We start from the raw sequence: 14,596 nt of genomic DNA, 5'->3' as shown, positions 1-14,596 counted from the left end.
TTGTGTAAGATAGATATCCCAACTTTATTCACTATATTTGCACGCAATTAAATCCTTAATTGCTATGCAAGCCCACCAAAACAAAATTCTAGGAGAAGGTCTAACATACGATGACGTATTATTAGTACCTGCTTATTCTGAAGTGCTTCCAAGAGAAGTAAGTATTCAGACAAAATTTACTCGAAACATTACGATCAATGTACCTATCATCTCTGCTGCGATGGATACGGTTACCGAATCTAGAATGGCAATTGCCATGGCTCAAGAAGGTGGTATTGGTGTTTTGCACAAGAATATGACTATTGAGCAACAAGCCATGAAGGTAAGAAAGGTTAAGAGAGCTGAGAGTGGTATGATCTTGGATCCTGTTACCTTGCCATTAGATTCTACGGTGAAAGATGCCAAGGCAAGTATGAAAGAGTTTAGCATAGGTGGTATTCCCATTGTGGATGCAGATGGAAAACTTTTGGGTATTGTTACCAATAGAGATTTACGTTTCGAAAAAAATAACGACAGACCAATTTCTGAGGTTATGACTTCAAAGAATTTGGTTACCGCAGATGAGGGTACCTCTTTATCCGAAGCGGAAGATATTTTGCAACAACATAAAATTGAAAAGTTACCTGTAGTATCAAAAGATAATACCCTATTAGGGCTAATTACTTTTAGGGATATTACAAAGTTGACTCAAAAACCAATCGCCAATAAAGATCAATATGGTCGTTTACGTGTAGCTGCGGCATTAGGAGTTACTGGCGATGCTGTTGATAGGGCAGAAGCTTTGGTAAATGCAGGTGTAGATGCGGTCATTATAGATACGGCACACGGTCATACCAAGGGGGTGGTTGAAGTATTGAAAGCGGTAAAGAAGAAGTTTCCAAAGTTAGATGTTATTGTAGGTAATATAGCAACAGGTGAGGCTGCCAAGTATTTGGTTGAAGCCGGTGCAGATGCCGTAAAGGTAGGTATAGGACCAGGTTCTATTTGTACTACTAGGGTAGTTGCAGGTGTTGGTTTTCCTCAATTTTCTGCGGTATTAGAAGTATCTGCCGCTATTAAAGGTTCTGGAGTTCCGGTCATTGCTGACGGTGGTATTCGTTATACAGGTGATATTCCAAAGGCTATTGCTGCCGGTGCGGATACGGTGATGCTAGGATCGCTTTTAGCAGGTACCAAAGAATCACCGGGTGAAACCATTATCTATGAAGGTAGAAAGTTCAAGTCTTACCGTGGTATGGGTTCTGTTGAGGCCATGAAACAAGGTAGTAAAGATCGATACTTTCAAGATGTGGAAGACGATATTAAAAAATTGGTGCCGGAAGGTATTGTAGGGCGTGTACCTTATAAAGGAGAGCTTTATGAAAGTATACATCAATTTGTTGGCGGATTACGTGCAGGTATGGGGTACTGTGGTGCAAAAGACATAGCAACATTACAAGACACGGGTAGATTCGTAAAAATTACGGCTAGTGGTATTAATGAAAGCCACCCACATGATGTAACCATTACTAAAGAGAGTCCTAACTATAGTAGATAGGGATTTCCAAGAAATAAAAGCAAAAAAAAGAGGTCATATAGACCTCTTTTTTTTGCTTTTATATTTAGGCGTTAGAAATTTCTAATTCTTTTCTAGAAGTTGAACTCTTCTTAAATCATCTGAGGCTTGCAGCACTTTTGATTTTAAGGAAGGTTTTAACTTTGGATTGGCATCTAAATAGTCTTGTAAAATTTCATATGCCTCTAAAGAAGTATAATTGCCAATGGTACTGCTTAGCCATCTCTTTGGAAAGAAAATATCGCCGGTTTTTTGAATTTCATCCAATAGGTCAAGGCTGTTCCTTAAATATTGTAAAGATTCCTTTTGATGTAACGGATGGTTTAAGTTATTCATGGCATTTGTAACCCACGATTCTTTTGCTCTATTTTTTTCTTGTTTAAGCGATTCGAAAAATTCCTTTTTTGTTTCGTAATTATTCGAGATAGAAGGAAGTAGAAACTTAAATCTATTAAGTTTGTCGTTGTTGGTTATTGCTTCTTCTGCTGTTTTAAGGATTTGCTCATTTTTTGGATGATTGTATAAAGCTAGGTCCATAGCTAATTCAGTATAATCATCATCATTGAGCTTTAAATTTTTGATGGTTAGTTCTTTACTCCATATTTTGAATAAATTTTCTAAAGATGTATTGGTGTAACCCATGGATACATAGGTTGAATACAGTGTTTTTTTAATACTGGCAGGTAATTCTTCATGTAATTTTGACCATATATCATCAGTAATTTTATCTTGGTAAAAAGCACGTTGTTCTTCTGTAAGATACTTCCAAAAAACAGAAGTTGTATATCTGGAAATAAGATTAATGAGCAACTCATTTTTTTCGGTGTTCAGTCCTTTTGAAAATAGTTGTATAGCTGCGCTTGGATTAATTGTGCCATTCAACATGTTTTCATAAACATTAATATAGGAATAGCCACGGGCAACTTGATTATCTAATATAGGTATAAGGTCAAGATCTTTCTCTTGCAGTGGGAAAACACCATACCCTTCGGCATTTGAGTTGTAGACAATCGAAATTGGCTTGGGTAAGCCAATCGCTTCCTTTATTTGATATGTGGCATCGGTCATTTGTACGCTAAGGGTTTTAGAGCTGTCGGGATATATAAATAATATATCAAAAGCTTGTGACCATACATGTTCAGAACTGTCTTCTGCTGCTTGTGTCAGAGTGAATGAGGTTATTTTGTCATTATCATCGTAGGTAATTTCCTCGTTGAATATTGGTCTACTGGAATTATTTACCCAAATAGAACTCCAAGCTATAATATCTGTTGACGATTTTTTATCAAGAATTTCAATTAGTTCGCCCCATTCGGCATTTTTAAAAGCAAAAGTTTCTATATACTCCTGTATTCCTTCTTTAAACGCATCTTTGCCTAATACGGTTTCTAATTGGCGCATCATTATGGGGGCTTTATTATATATGATGCTTCCGTACAGAGAGCCGGCGTTATTAAGATTATCTAATTTTTGCCGAATAGGATTTGTACCTAAAGTTCTATCCTCGCCATATGCATTTGGGTAATGGGTAATCATAAAAGCCAACTGATGGTCTATATTTGGAAAAGCGGGGTTCATTATTTTATCTGACATGAAATTTGCAAACACCTCTTTCATCCATACATCATTAAACCAGTTCATTGTGACTAAATCTCCAAACCACATGTGAGATGTCTCATGGGCGATCAATTTGGCTCTGCTCAATTTTTTATTGGCTGTGACGCCTTCATCCAAGAATAATGAACTTTCTCTATATTGTATAGCTCCTACATGCTCCATACCTCCATATTGAAATCCTGGAATTGCCGCGTAATCCATTTTTTGAAAAGGAAAAGGGTATGAGGTGTAATCCTCTAAAAAGGATAATGACTGCTGATGTAAATCAAAAATGGAATCTAGACTGTATTGAATTTTAGTGGTATCGGTTTCTCTATACAACATGGACATTTCCATATTGTCAGGTTTCTTACTCACCGATTTAAATTTACCTGCTACGAACGAAAATAAATACGTGCTCATTTGATCTGATGTGTCAAATTTATGCTCAATATAATCACCCTTTGAGGTGCTATTGATTTCTTTTGTGCCACATAGAACCTGCCAATCTTTTGGCGCGGTTATATTTAAGGTATATCTAGCTTTAATATTGGGTTGATCAAAACATGGAAATAATGTTCTAGCGCGATCTGGAACTAGAAGGGTGTATAGATAATCTTCGTTTCTATTTAATGAAAGTTCACCTGCTATAAACGCAATGGTAACCGTGTTTTTACCAGTAATTAAATGCTCTTTGGGTAGTATAATGTGCTCCTGTTTGTGAAGAATTGTGGCATTTTTGCCGTTTATGGAAATGGATTTTATTTTTGAGGTTTCTTCTTTGAAGTCTAAAATTACCGGCTCTTGAAGTTGTTCTACGTTAAAATTTAATTCAAGTTGAGAAGGTATGGGCTCTTTTAGCTCAGCAGGAATGTTAAAACTTAAATTGTAATGAACATCTGAGATTTGAGAGGACCTATACATTGCCATCTCCTCAGGTACACCAGCTTTTAGAGTGGTTGTGGAATGTTGCTCATTTTTACATGAACAAAGTATAGATAGTACAAGACCAAGGTAAATAAGGGTTCTCATGAAATAGCGTTATATGTTGTTGTGAAAATACTTTAATGGAAAATGCTTTCCAATTTTTAAACAACGTATAACGCTAATTGAGAATTATTTTATTGAAAAATAGATTAAATACGTGTACTGTTTACACCAAAAGTAAAATTACTTTCCGGCTTGGCCGGCGTATACTTTCCAATCCTTTTCTTTATATATGTCATCACCAAAATAACGAGCTATTTCCATAAATGGCTCAGGTTTCTGGTATCCTGGTACTGGTGAAAGCATATTCAATTCTTCATCCAAGAAAATGGTTGTTGGATAACTAAGACGACCCTGCATTAATGCTGCGGCAAACTCATGATATCCTTTTCTTCCAGATGGTACAAATTTGTACGTCTTACCTTTATACTCAATAGGTTCTTTTCCTTCTCCATCGAATTTTACCATATAGTAGTTTTCCTGCATGTACGCAGCAACTTCTGGGTTTTGAAAGGTGTCTTTGTCCATTTTTTTACACCACCCACACCAATCTGTGTACACATCAATGAATACTTTCTTTGGGTTTTCTTCCGTAGCGGTCAGCTGGGCTGCTTCATCCCAAGTAATCCATTTAACATCTTGTGCATTACTAATGGTTACAACAAAGGCAAGGGCTAAGAACAAAAATGATTTCATAGTATATAAAAAAGACGCTTTCATATTTTTTTATTGGATTAGTCCAACTATTATACCAAAGCTAACGTATTTATAATTGCTTTATTTCACTTTTGCCGTTTCTTTAACAGCGAACAAATCTTTTACATCTACTTGGTTTCTAATTAAATCATCAAAATTCTCCCTTTCTCGTATTAGAATTGCTTTGCCCTTGTGCCAAAGAACTTCTGGTGGTCTAAATCTAGAGTTATAGTTACTTGCCATAGTAAAGCAATATGCACCTGCATTTTTAAAGCATAGAATATCACCTTCAGTAATTTCATTTATTCTTTTGTTACTGGCAAAAGTATCTGTCTCACAAATATATCCTACGACAGAATAGTAGCGTTCTCTTCCCTTGGGGTTAGATATGTTTTTAATGGTATGTGTTGCACCATAAAGCATTGGTCTGATCAAGTGATTGAAACCGGAATCTATGCTTGCAAATACTGTTGAGGTAGTTTGTTTAACCACGTTTACTTTAGCAAGGAAAACACCTGCTTCACTCACCAAAAACTTGCCAGGCTCAAAAGCAAGGGTTAAATCTTTACCGTATTCTTTACAGAATTCATTAAAGCGTTTGCTTAATTTTTTACCAAGTTCTTCAACATTGGTCTCAATATCACCTTCTTTATAAGGTACTTTAAATCCGCTACCGAAATCAATGAAATCTAAATTTTTGAAATTTCGTGCGGTTTCAAATAGAATTTCAGAAGCATATAAGAATACGTCAATATCTAAAATGTCACTACCGGTATGCATGTGAATACCGTTAATATTCATTTTCGTTAATTCCACTATTCGAAGTAAATGCGGAATTTGATGAATACTGATACCGAACTTTGAATCTATGTGTCCAACAGAAATATTGGAATTACCACCTGCCATAACATGTGGGTTAATTCTAATACAAACAGGAATATTTGGATGTTTGCTACCAAACTGTTCTAAAATTGAAAGGTTGTCAATGTTTATTCTAACACCTAGTTTTGCTGCCTCTTCTATCTCTTCTAGAGAAACTCCATTTGGGGTAAATATGATGGATTCTGGTTTAAAACCAGCTAATAATCCTAGTTGTACTTCTTGTATAGATACAGTATCTAAGCCACTACCAAGACTGTTCATTAATCTTAATATAGTAATGTTAGATAGTGCTTTGGCGGCATAATTAAGCTTCAGTTTTTTTACTGAACCAAATGCCTTGGTCAATCTATTGAATTGTGAAACTATTTTTTCCGAGTCATAAACATACACCGGATCACCATAGGTTTTTGCAATCTGCAATAAATCCTCATTTCTCATACTATCTGTTTTTATGCGAATTTACTTTTCTAGATGTATAAGTACAAAAATAATAACATAAAAACATTAAAAATAACAAATTGTGATATTTACAACATTATATTGGCGTTATATCTTTTGGAGCAACGTAAAGACCTTTGTACTTTTAGCCATATGAAACTACCATTATTACCATTACAGTCCATTTTTTTTCCGGGAGAAACCGTTCCACTACATATTTTTGAAGATCGCTATAAGCAATTGATCAATGATTGTAGAGATGAGGCTATTACATTTGGTATCCCCGTTTTTATTAATAACAAGATGGAATATGGCGTTGAAGTGCAGTTGGTTGAAGTTGTAAATACCTATGAAAGTGGTGAAATGGACGTGGTTTGTGTGGCTAGGCAAGTGTTTAGGTTGTTGGCATTTGATAATATTATGGATGATAAACTTTACGCTGGTGGTATTGTTAAACTTATAGAATACGATTACGTTGCCACAGATGAAAAAAAGCAGACCATTATAAATGGTATAAAGCAGTTATATGAAATTATGGAAGTGCCTTATACACCTATTAATGTGCAAGAATTCAATAGCTTTACATTGGCGCATAAAATAGGATTGTCATTTGATCAGGAGTATCAATTACTGCAAATACCCACTGAAAATGATCGACTAAATTTCATAGGCTTGCATTTGACATCTACCATTACGGTATTGTCAGAAGTTGAAAGAACAAGAAAAATAATAGAACTAAATGGTCATTTTAAGAATTTTGATCCTTTAGATTTTAAGGATATAGAGATGTAGTTGTCAATTTATACTGGGTTTTAATCACATTTTAAATAAATTATGAGCTTAAAGCCTCATTTATATAAGTAACCTTTCAATTAATCTCAACTATTTTTAGATTATTACCTACTGTTTCCTATTTTTGCTTAACAATTAAAATTCACCATATATATGAACCTTCACGAATATCAAGGAAAAGAGATATTAGCAAGTTTTGGGGTGCGCATCCAAAGAGGGATAGTTGCCCATAATGCAAAAGAGGCTGTTGAGGCTGCAAAGCAATTGACTGCTGAAACCGGAACTGGATGGCACGTTATTAAAGCACAAGTACACGCAGGTGGTCGTGGTAAAGGTGGTGGTGTAAAATTAGCCAAAAACCTTAAAGAGGTAGAAGAGATAGCAAACCAGATCATTGGTATGAACTTGATTACTCCGCAAACTTCTGCAGAAGGTAAAAAAGTACATCAAGTATTGATTGCTGAAGATGTCTATTACCCAGGCGAGAGTGAAACTAGCGAGTTCTATATGTCAGTTTTATTAAATAGAGCTACTGGTAAGAATATGATTATGTATTCTACCGAAGGGGGTATGGATATTGAAGAGGTTGCAGAAAGTACTCCACATTTAATATTTACAGAGGAAATTGATCCAGCAACGGGTCTTTTAGGATTTCAAGCAAGGAAAATTGCTTTTAACCTAGGTTTGTCCGGTACTGCTTTCAAGGAAATGACAAAATTTGTGGCTTCTTTATATAAGGCATATGTTGAAAGTGATTCTAGCATGTTCGAGATCAATCCAGTATTAAAGACATCGGATGATTTGATCATGGCTGTTGATGCTAAAGTTTCTATTGATGATAACGCTCTATACCGTAGAAAGCAATATGCGGAAATGCGCGATCTTAGAGAAGAGAATCCTATTGAAGTAGAAGCAAGAGAAGTAGGACTAAACTATGTTGACCTTGACGGTAATGTTGGTTGTATGGTAAACGGTGCAGGTCTCGCGATGGCTACAATGGATTTGATTAAAATGGCAGGTGGTGAGCCAGCTAACTTTTTAGATGTTGGTGGTACTGCTGATGCTAAAAGAGTGGAAGAAGCTTTTAGAATTATTTTAAAAGATCCTAATGTAAAAGCAATTCTTATCAACATATTCGGTGGTATCGTTCGTTGTGATCGTGTAGCTCAAGGTGTTGTAGATGCATACAAGAATATGGGTGATGCCATGCAAGTGCCAATTATTGTAAGATTACAAGGTACAAATGCTGAATTGGCAAAAGAAATTATTGATAACTCAGGGTTGGCGGTAGAATCTGCTGTACAATTCCAAGAAGCTGCAGATAGGGTAAAAGCTGTATTGGCTTAAAGTAACTTATTTATAAGTTTTAAAAGACCATTCATTTTGAATGGTCTTTTTTTTGTTTCAAGTTTTGTAGATGAACTGCTGCTTTTATATTTATTGTCTTTACAGTTTTAATTTATTGTAATCAATAAAGGACTAAATCTGTAGTTTAGGTTATTGGAATGAAATAATAGTTAAGACTCTAATTACTTGTTTTTTCATTGGTTTGAATTTCTAATTTTGGGGTGTAATTATGAAATTAGTATTAAAGAGATGTTAAAAGTGGGTTTAATTGTAACATTATCATTTTACCATCGTCTTTTTAGTAATTCATCATCAATCAATTATTAATCAAGCTTCAGGAAATCTGAAGTAAAAAACAAAAAGTCATGAGAAAATTAAGTTTAGTAGTCGTAGCTGCAATGCTACTTGCAACAGGTAATGTATTAGCTAATGATGTAGTAAATGAAAACCCTACAAAAAAATTATCTGTACAGATTTCAGAAATGCTTTCGGAAAACGATTTTTCTGTTGAGCATGACGATTTAACAGCCCAGGTTCGATTTACATTGAATGCAGACGGGGAAATCGTTGTGTTATCTGTACAAACAGAATTTGACAATATGGAAGGTTTTGTCAAAGCTAGATTAAACTATCAAAAAGTTAATTTGGCAAATGTAGAGGAAGGTAAAGTATACACTATTCCTGTGCGTATTCAGGCATAACCTTTAGGGGTATTGCTTTAAAAAGATCTTGATATATAGAGGTGTGTCAAGATCTTTTTTTGTTTTTATATTTTACATTGCTAATTGCGGTATCTACCTTTTTCATTTGCTTGGATTTGAAATCCCTTTTCTCGGTATTCTTTGTAGCGGGTTTTGATGTTGCGGTCGCCATACCTAGTAAAACCTCACCAGGAATCTTAGGGTTATCTTTAGTGCCACGTAAATGAATAACCAATCCATTTAAAAAATTACGTAATACTTGATCACCACACTCCATGTAATTAGGGTGATCTTCTTTTCTAAAGAAAGCACCTAATTCGCTTTTAGAAATTTTAAAGTCTACTAGTTGTAAAATTTCAACAATATCGTCATCTCTGAATTTTAAGGCAACTCTTAGTTTTTTAAAAATATCATTATTTGTCATATTGCAAATTTAAGGACTGCAAGTTATCATAAAATTGTGACCTGATATATACTTATGTTGTTATTCGTATGATAGTGGGTGGAAAAGTGTCAATTGAACAGCCAACAAAGTTGGTGCCTTTGTTTAAATTATCAGGTTTATTTATAAAGTTATATGGTATATGAGTGAGGCTTATACTTTTACTCTAAAATTTGAGTTATAGTATTAATATATAATTTATTAAGTATTCGTATGCCTACTGAGAAAGAGAAGCTTAGTATATTGTCAGAAATGATTTCATTCGCTAAAGTGAACAATGAAATAAAGGAATCTGAATATGATTTCTTGTTTTCGGTAGCGCAGCAATTGAATGTTGCTAAGAAAACGTTTGACAAGCTTTTTACTACGAATGTGGAGCATGTTATACCCAAATCTCAATCAGATAGGCTTCTGCAGTTTCATAGGTTGGTATTATTAATGAATGTTGATGATAAGCAAGATGATGAAGAGGTGAGCAAAATTTATGATATTGGTTTAAAAATGGGATTGCCGCCAGGGGCAATTCAACAAGTTTTGACCATAATGCATAAGTATCCTAATAAGGTTGTGCCACCTGAGATTTTGATTGCTATTTTTAAATCACACTACAACTAAGACCAAGAGAAGTAATCTGCTTCTAATTGTTCAAGATCTCTCTTGTTCATGATATTAGTTATGGCGTCTTGTCTTAATTGATCAATTTCTGCCTCAATTATTTTCAATTGATCAGAATGTACTACATGTAGTTTTAACGTTTTTAGTTTATGCATTAATTTTCGCATGACCGTAATATCATGTTTGCAGTACTGACGATAAGTAGCCATTACATTAAATAGTATTTCTGAAAATTCTGGACAGTTCAAACTTACCCAATTAACACCGTTTTTGTCCGTTAGAAATTCATGGTCTTTTTTTAGCAACAAATCAATAAATAATGAGGAAAGGTAGTCTATGGTATTCAAAGCGGTGCCAGGATCATTAATACCCGGTGACATGGCTTTAATGCCTATTTCTGAAATTTGTCTAAAACCATAAATAAAATTTTCACCAATAAGTTCTGTATGGCTGAACAGTAAAGTTTTTTCAATTTTTTTCTTTAGTTCGTCTTCAACCGGTTTTTCTGTTAAGAAACCTACGGTTCCATCTATTATAAACTGCCCTTTATGTAGTGAAATCATTGCTTTTAAGTTATTCTCTTGGCAAAGCTCTATTAGGTCATCTTTAAGTATTCCGTAAAAGTATCCTCTCTGGGTAATTTTATGTTTTTCCCAATGATCGGTGCTTGGAAAATCTTGATTTTTATCTTCTTGATTTTCTATAATGATCGCTAACTCTTTTTTAGTTCTAGAATGAATTGCAGTTAGTATGTTTCCTACTTGTATGGCTTGGGAAATATGGTGAATAAAATAAATGAAGGCGGCTAAACATAAAACTGTTAGTATAATGCCGATAAGTACAGAGAACCCTGGTGTTTGGTATTCATTTTCGGTGGGTTCTATGGAAATCAAAATAAAAATATTGTATAGAATGGTGCCAATATAAAGTCCAAGCACTATTTGGTGTTTTTGATCAGAGATTATACCTGGTAGCACTCTTGGTGAGAAATTGCTTGAAGCTTGATTGAGCAGTACCATTACCATGGAAAAACTAAAAACGGTTAGAGATATTAAACCGCCAATTAAAGTACTTAAAATCGTTTTTGCGGTGTCTGTGTCATCAATAACCAAAAAGGGAGCAACATCAATTAGAAAGGAAGAAATTTTGATGGATTCCAAATAAATCAACAGAAATGCCAAAGCAAGACCGCCTAAGGCTATTAAAGAAGGGTAGAAGGCAATTTTAGAGCGTATTTGTTTAAAAATATTCAGAAGTCTGTTCATAGTCAAAAATATGTCATAAAGCTAGTTTAAACGGTATTTAAAACTGAACTGATTTGAAGAAATTACAGACTCCTTTACTTAAAAAAATGCCAAAATGTCATTATTAATATTATTAAATAAGACAAAATGACAGTATTTTGCTGTTGGTATGTATTTTGTCTATTACTAAGAGAATTTAAAAATCTATTAATTTAAAAAAATATAGTTATGAGTTTAGTAAAAAGAAATGACGTTTTGTTCCCAGCTTTTATGAACGAAATATTTAAGCCAGATTGGTTTGGAGGTATAGAGAATAATAGAAATTCTGTACCTGCCGTAAATATCAAGGAGAACGAGAAGGAGTATTATTTGGAGCTTTTTGTACCCGGTAGAAGTAAAGAAGATTTTACCATTGAAATTGATGAAGCTGTGTTGACCATTTCATCTGAAATTAAAAAAGAGAATGAAGAGGTGAATGATAATTATACTAGAAAAGAATTTAGTATTTCATCTTTCAAAAGATCGTTTACATTACCAGATACAATTGCAACCGATAAGATCGATGCAAATTACGAAGGGGGAATTTTAAAATTCAATCTTCCTAAAAAAGAAGAGGCTTTACCAAAGCCAAAAAGAATGATCGAATTAAAATAGTTTTTTAGGTTGGTTTGAGTTGTTTAGTTGAGTGCTTTGAGAAATCAAAGCACTTTTTTATACGCTCTATTCATAAAATTATTTAAAATTTTGAGCTACAAATTCAGTGATTGATGCGTTGGAGTTTTTATTTTTTGTAACATACAGATTATCTCATATAAGGTTTTTTGAACATGAAATTTACCATCTCTTTTTAAACTGTAAATGTTGTTTCCAACATCTTAATATTTTTTAAAATTTTATGTTGAAAGGGTAGGCGGTTAGCTTGAATGTTAAACTGTATTTTTAAGAAGTGGTTTTTGGAATTAGATACATATTTAATGTTGAATCTTTAGTTTTTGGAAAGCGAAGAATGGTTGAATTTAAAGTTTGAAAACTAAACATAAAATCGTAATATTAACACTTGGATTTACGAGACAAAGTTGTCTTGTTATAGGCGAAATCAGAATTTATATTCTTGAAGTTAAGCTCACTGGAGAGAGATTGAAAACTTGTTGAAATTTGACCCTAATTTACCTTTCATAGTCAAAAATAACTGTTTTAGTCTTGTCTAAAAGTATTATGTATAAATTTGTTTTCCAGTAATTTATATTCTTTTAATTAAAGTGTTAGTGTTAATTTTTTTAATTTTGCTTAAAACAGGTTTTTTCTGAGTTATTCTTGGTCTTGTAGGGACTTTATTTCATCTCTTAACTTTGCTGCTTGCATAAAATCAAGTTCTTTTGCAGCTTTTTCCATTGCCTTTCTTTTGTCCTTGATCAACTTTTCAATTTGCTCTTTTGTTAGATAATCCATATCAGGTTCGGCTGCTCTTAACTCCTCTTTTATGAAGTGATAAGTAGACACGGAATTTTTAGACAGCACATTGTCCAAGCTTTTATTTAATGCTTTTGGAGTTACGTTATTATCGGTGTTGTATTTGATCTGTTTTTCCCTACGATAAGCTGTCTCGTCAATAGTTTTTTGCATGCTTTCCGTTATCTTATCTGCGTACATGATCGCCTTGCCATTTAGGTTTCTTGCAGCTCTACCAACAGTCTGTGTTAACGATCGGTTACTTCTTAAAAATCCTTCTTTGTCGGCATCCAATATTACGACCAAAGATACCTCTGGTAAGTCCAGTCCTTCACGTAATAAATTCACCCCAATCAGTACATCAAAGATACCTTTTCGTAAATCTTGCATGATTTCAACACGTTCTAAAGTATCAACATCACTATGAATATATCTACATCTAATGTTAATTCTATCTAGGTATTTTGCCAATTCTTCTGCCATTCTTTTGGTTAAGGTAGTAACCAAAGTTCGCTCGTCTTTTTCTACCCGTACCTGTATCTCTTCAACCAAATCATCGATCTGGTTTAAACTAGGTCTTACTTCTATAATAGGATCTAAAAGTCCGGTTGGTCTAATTACTTGTTCTACATAAACACCTTGACTCAATTGCAACTCATAATCCGCCGGAGTTGCACTCACATACAATACCTGATTTTGCAATGCTTCAAATTCTTCAAATTTTAAAGGTCTGTTATCCATTGCGGCGGGTAAGCGAAAACCATATTCCACTAAATTGACTTTTCGTGAACGGTCACCACCATACATGGCATGTACTTGTGGTATGGTCACATGGCTTTCATCGATCACCATTAAATAATCATCTGGAAAGTAATCTAATAAACAGAAGGGTCTTGTACCGGGTTCCCTACCATCTAAATATCTTGAATAATTCTCAATACCTGAACAATAACCCAATTCACGAATCATTTCTAAATCAAAATTGGTTCGCTCTTCAAGTCTTTTAGCTTCTAAGGGTTTTGCAATGTCCTTGAAATAATCTATTTGCTTAACTAGGTCATCCTGTATGTTATGAATGGCATTCTGTAACACATCTTTAGAGGTTACGAACATGTTAGCAGGATATATGTTCAAATTTTCATAAACTTCTATAATGGTATTGTTAAACGGATCAAACGCCTCAATTTCCTCTATCTCATCCCCAAAGAAATGTATTCTAAAAGCATGATCGGCATAACTAGGGAAAACATCCACTACATCTCCTTTTACCCTAAAGTTTCCATTTTTAAAATCTGCCATAGTTCTTGAGTAAAGAGATTGCACCAATTGATGCATTAACTTAGTTCTAGCTATTACTTGATCTTTTTTAATGGAAATAACGTTTTTCTGAAATTCAATGGGATTACCAATACCGTATAGACAGGATACGGATGCGATAACGATAACATCTCTTCTCCCAGATAATAAGGATGATGTAGCGCTTAAACGTAACTTTTCTATGTCCTCGTTTATAGACAGATCCTTTTCAATATATACACCACTAGTGGGTATATATGCTTCTGGTTGGTAGTAATCATAATAGGACACAAAATACTCCACGGCATTATCAGGGAAAAACTGCTTAAATTCAGAATAAAGCTGTGCGGCCAAGGTTTTATTGTGAGCCAATAGAAGAGTTGGTTTCTGAACGTTTTCAATAACGTTGGCTACTGTAAAGGTTTTACCTGACCCTGTAACACCTAATAAAGTTTGGTATTTTTCCTTTTCATTTATGCCCTTTACTAATTCTTTTATGGCATTTGGCTGGTCACCAGTGGGTTTGAACTCGGATACTACTTTGAATTTCATGCTA

12 protein-coding genes are annotated in these 14,596 nt (G+C 34.2%); 6 read left to right on the top strand and 6 right to left on the bottom strand.

From position 1 onward, the window contains the following. Nucleotides 1-64: 64 nt before the first annotated feature. Complete coding sequence (gene guaB, locus I600_RS05880) at nt 65-1,537, top strand: IMP dehydrogenase (RefSeq protein ID WP_058103542.1); 1,473 nt, start codon at nt 65-67, stop codon at nt 1,535-1,537. A gap of 81 nt (nt 1,538-1,618) precedes the next feature. On the opposite strand, the gene I600_RS05875 is transcribed toward guaB, so the two are convergent. The 3 genes from I600_RS05875 to lysA form a co-directional block, all read right to left on the bottom strand. Continuing rightward, the gene (locus tag I600_RS05875; RefSeq protein WP_058103541.1) at nt 1,619-4,183 is read right to left on the bottom strand and encodes a M1 family metallopeptidase; all 2,565 of its coding nucleotides are present in this window, start codon (nt 4,181-4,183) and stop codon (nt 1,619-1,621) included. Nucleotides 4,184-4,321: 138 nt separating this feature from the next. Continuing rightward, nucleotides 4,322-4,834 (bottom strand): thioredoxin family protein, encoded by a 513-nt coding sequence (locus tag I600_RS05870; RefSeq protein ID WP_058104292.1) that lies wholly within the window; start codon nt 4,832-4,834, stop codon nt 4,322-4,324. An 81-nt stretch (nt 4,835-4,915) separates the two neighbouring features. Then, nucleotides 4,916-6,154 carry a diaminopimelate decarboxylase gene (lysA, locus tag I600_RS05865; RefSeq protein ID WP_058103540.1) on the bottom strand — a complete coding sequence of 413 codons (1,239 nt, stop codon included), beginning with the start codon at nt 6,152-6,154 and terminating at the stop codon, nt 4,916-4,918. A 153-nt stretch (nt 6,155-6,307) separates the two neighbouring features. Between lysA and I600_RS05860 the strand changes: the two genes are divergently transcribed. The 3 genes from I600_RS05860 to I600_RS05850 all read left to right on the top strand — a co-directional run bounded on the left by I600_RS05860 (nt 6,308) and on the right by I600_RS05850 (nt 8,994). Continuing rightward, nucleotides 6,308-6,946 carry an LON peptidase substrate-binding domain-containing protein gene (locus tag I600_RS05860; protein ID WP_058104291.1) on the top strand — a complete coding sequence of 213 codons (639 nt, stop codon included), beginning with the start codon at nt 6,308-6,310 and terminating at the stop codon, nt 6,944-6,946. Nucleotides 6,947-7,099: 153 nt separating this feature from the next. Continuing rightward, a complete protein-coding gene (gene sucC / locus I600_RS05855; RefSeq protein ID WP_058103539.1) occupies nt 7,100-8,293 on the top strand; it encodes an ADP-forming succinate--CoA ligase subunit beta in 1,194 nt (397 codons plus the stop codon). A gap of 365 nt (nt 8,294-8,658) precedes the next feature. Beyond that, nucleotides 8,659-8,994, top strand: coding sequence for a hypothetical protein (locus tag I600_RS05850; RefSeq protein ID WP_058103538.1), 336 nt, complete (start codon nt 8,659-8,661; stop codon nt 8,992-8,994). Nucleotides 8,995-9,040: 46 nt separating this feature from the next. Here I600_RS05850 and I600_RS05845 read toward each other — a convergent pair whose 3' ends face one another. Further along, nucleotides 9,041-9,418, bottom strand: coding sequence for a DUF1456 family protein (locus I600_RS05845; RefSeq protein ID WP_058103537.1), 378 nt, complete (start codon nt 9,416-9,418; stop codon nt 9,041-9,043). 231 nt (nt 9,419-9,649) lie between these two features. Between I600_RS05845 and I600_RS05840 the strand changes: the two genes are divergently transcribed. Then, a complete protein-coding gene (locus tag I600_RS05840; RefSeq protein ID WP_058103536.1) occupies nt 9,650-10,051 on the top strand; it encodes a hypothetical protein in 402 nt (133 codons plus the stop codon). Here I600_RS05840 and I600_RS05835 read toward each other — a convergent pair. Next, a complete protein-coding gene (locus tag I600_RS05835; RefSeq protein ID WP_058103535.1) occupies nt 10,048-11,316 on the bottom strand; it encodes a DUF2254 domain-containing protein in 1,269 nt (422 codons plus the stop codon). The two genes, I600_RS05840 and I600_RS05835, sit on opposite strands and share 4 nt — an antisense overlap. A 207-nt stretch (nt 11,317-11,523) precedes the next feature. Here I600_RS05835 and I600_RS05830 point away from each other — a divergent pair, with 207 nt between their 5' ends. After that, nucleotides 11,524-11,949, top strand: a complete 426-nt coding sequence (locus tag I600_RS05830) for an Hsp20/alpha crystallin family protein (protein ID WP_058103534.1) — start codon at nt 11,524-11,526, stop codon at nt 11,947-11,949. Between the two features lie 654 nt (nt 11,950-12,603). Here the strand turns inward: I600_RS05830 and uvrB are convergent. Continuing rightward, the gene (uvrB, locus tag I600_RS05825; protein ID WP_058103533.1) at nt 12,604-14,592 is read right to left on the bottom strand and encodes an excinuclease ABC subunit UvrB; all 1,989 of its coding nucleotides are present in this window, start codon (nt 14,590-14,592) and stop codon (nt 12,604-12,606) included. Nucleotides 14,593-14,596: the final 4 nt, after the last annotated feature.

Source organism: Maribacter dokdonensis DSW-8, from assembly GCF_001447995.1.
GTDB lineage: Bacteria > Bacteroidota > Bacteroidia > Flavobacteriales > Flavobacteriaceae > Maribacter > Maribacter dokdonensis.
Note: the sequence above shows the minus strand (reverse complement) of the source record. Positions and strands in the feature narration are given on the sequence as shown.

Excerpts from the sequence above, each read along its gene's own strand:
- guaB (WP_058103542.1), top strand. The coding sequence starts at position 65 with ATGCAAGCCCACCAAAACAAAATTCTAGGAGAAGGTCTAACATACGAT.
- I600_RS05875 (WP_058103541.1), bottom strand. The coding sequence starts at position 4,183 with ATGAGAACCCTTATTTACCTTGGTCTTGTACTATCTATACTTTGTTCA.
- I600_RS05870 (WP_058104292.1), bottom strand. The coding sequence starts at position 4,834 with ATGAAATCATTTTTGTTCTTAGCCCTTGCCTTTGTTGTAACCATTAGT.
- lysA (WP_058103540.1), bottom strand. The coding sequence starts at position 6,154 with ATGAGAAATGAGGATTTATTGCAGATTGCAAAAACCTATGGTGATCCG.
- I600_RS05860 (WP_058104291.1), top strand. The coding sequence starts at position 6,308 with ATGAAACTACCATTATTACCATTACAGTCCATTTTTTTTCCGGGAGAA.
- sucC (WP_058103539.1), top strand. The coding sequence starts at position 7,100 with ATGAACCTTCACGAATATCAAGGAAAAGAGATATTAGCAAGTTTTGGG.
- I600_RS05850 (WP_058103538.1), top strand. The coding sequence starts at position 8,659 with ATGAGAAAATTAAGTTTAGTAGTCGTAGCTGCAATGCTACTTGCAACA.
- I600_RS05845 (WP_058103537.1), bottom strand. The coding sequence starts at position 9,418 with ATGACAAATAATGATATTTTTAAAAAACTAAGAGTTGCCTTAAAATTC.
- I600_RS05840 (WP_058103536.1), top strand. The coding sequence starts at position 9,650 with ATGCCTACTGAGAAAGAGAAGCTTAGTATATTGTCAGAAATGATTTCA.
- I600_RS05835 (WP_058103535.1), bottom strand. The coding sequence starts at position 11,316 with ATGAACAGACTTCTGAATATTTTTAAACAAATACGCTCTAAAATTGCC.
- I600_RS05830 (WP_058103534.1), top strand. The coding sequence starts at position 11,524 with ATGAGTTTAGTAAAAAGAAATGACGTTTTGTTCCCAGCTTTTATGAAC.
- uvrB (WP_058103533.1), bottom strand. The coding sequence starts at position 14,592 with ATGAAATTCAAAGTAGTATCCGAGTTCAAACCCACTGGTGACCAGCCA.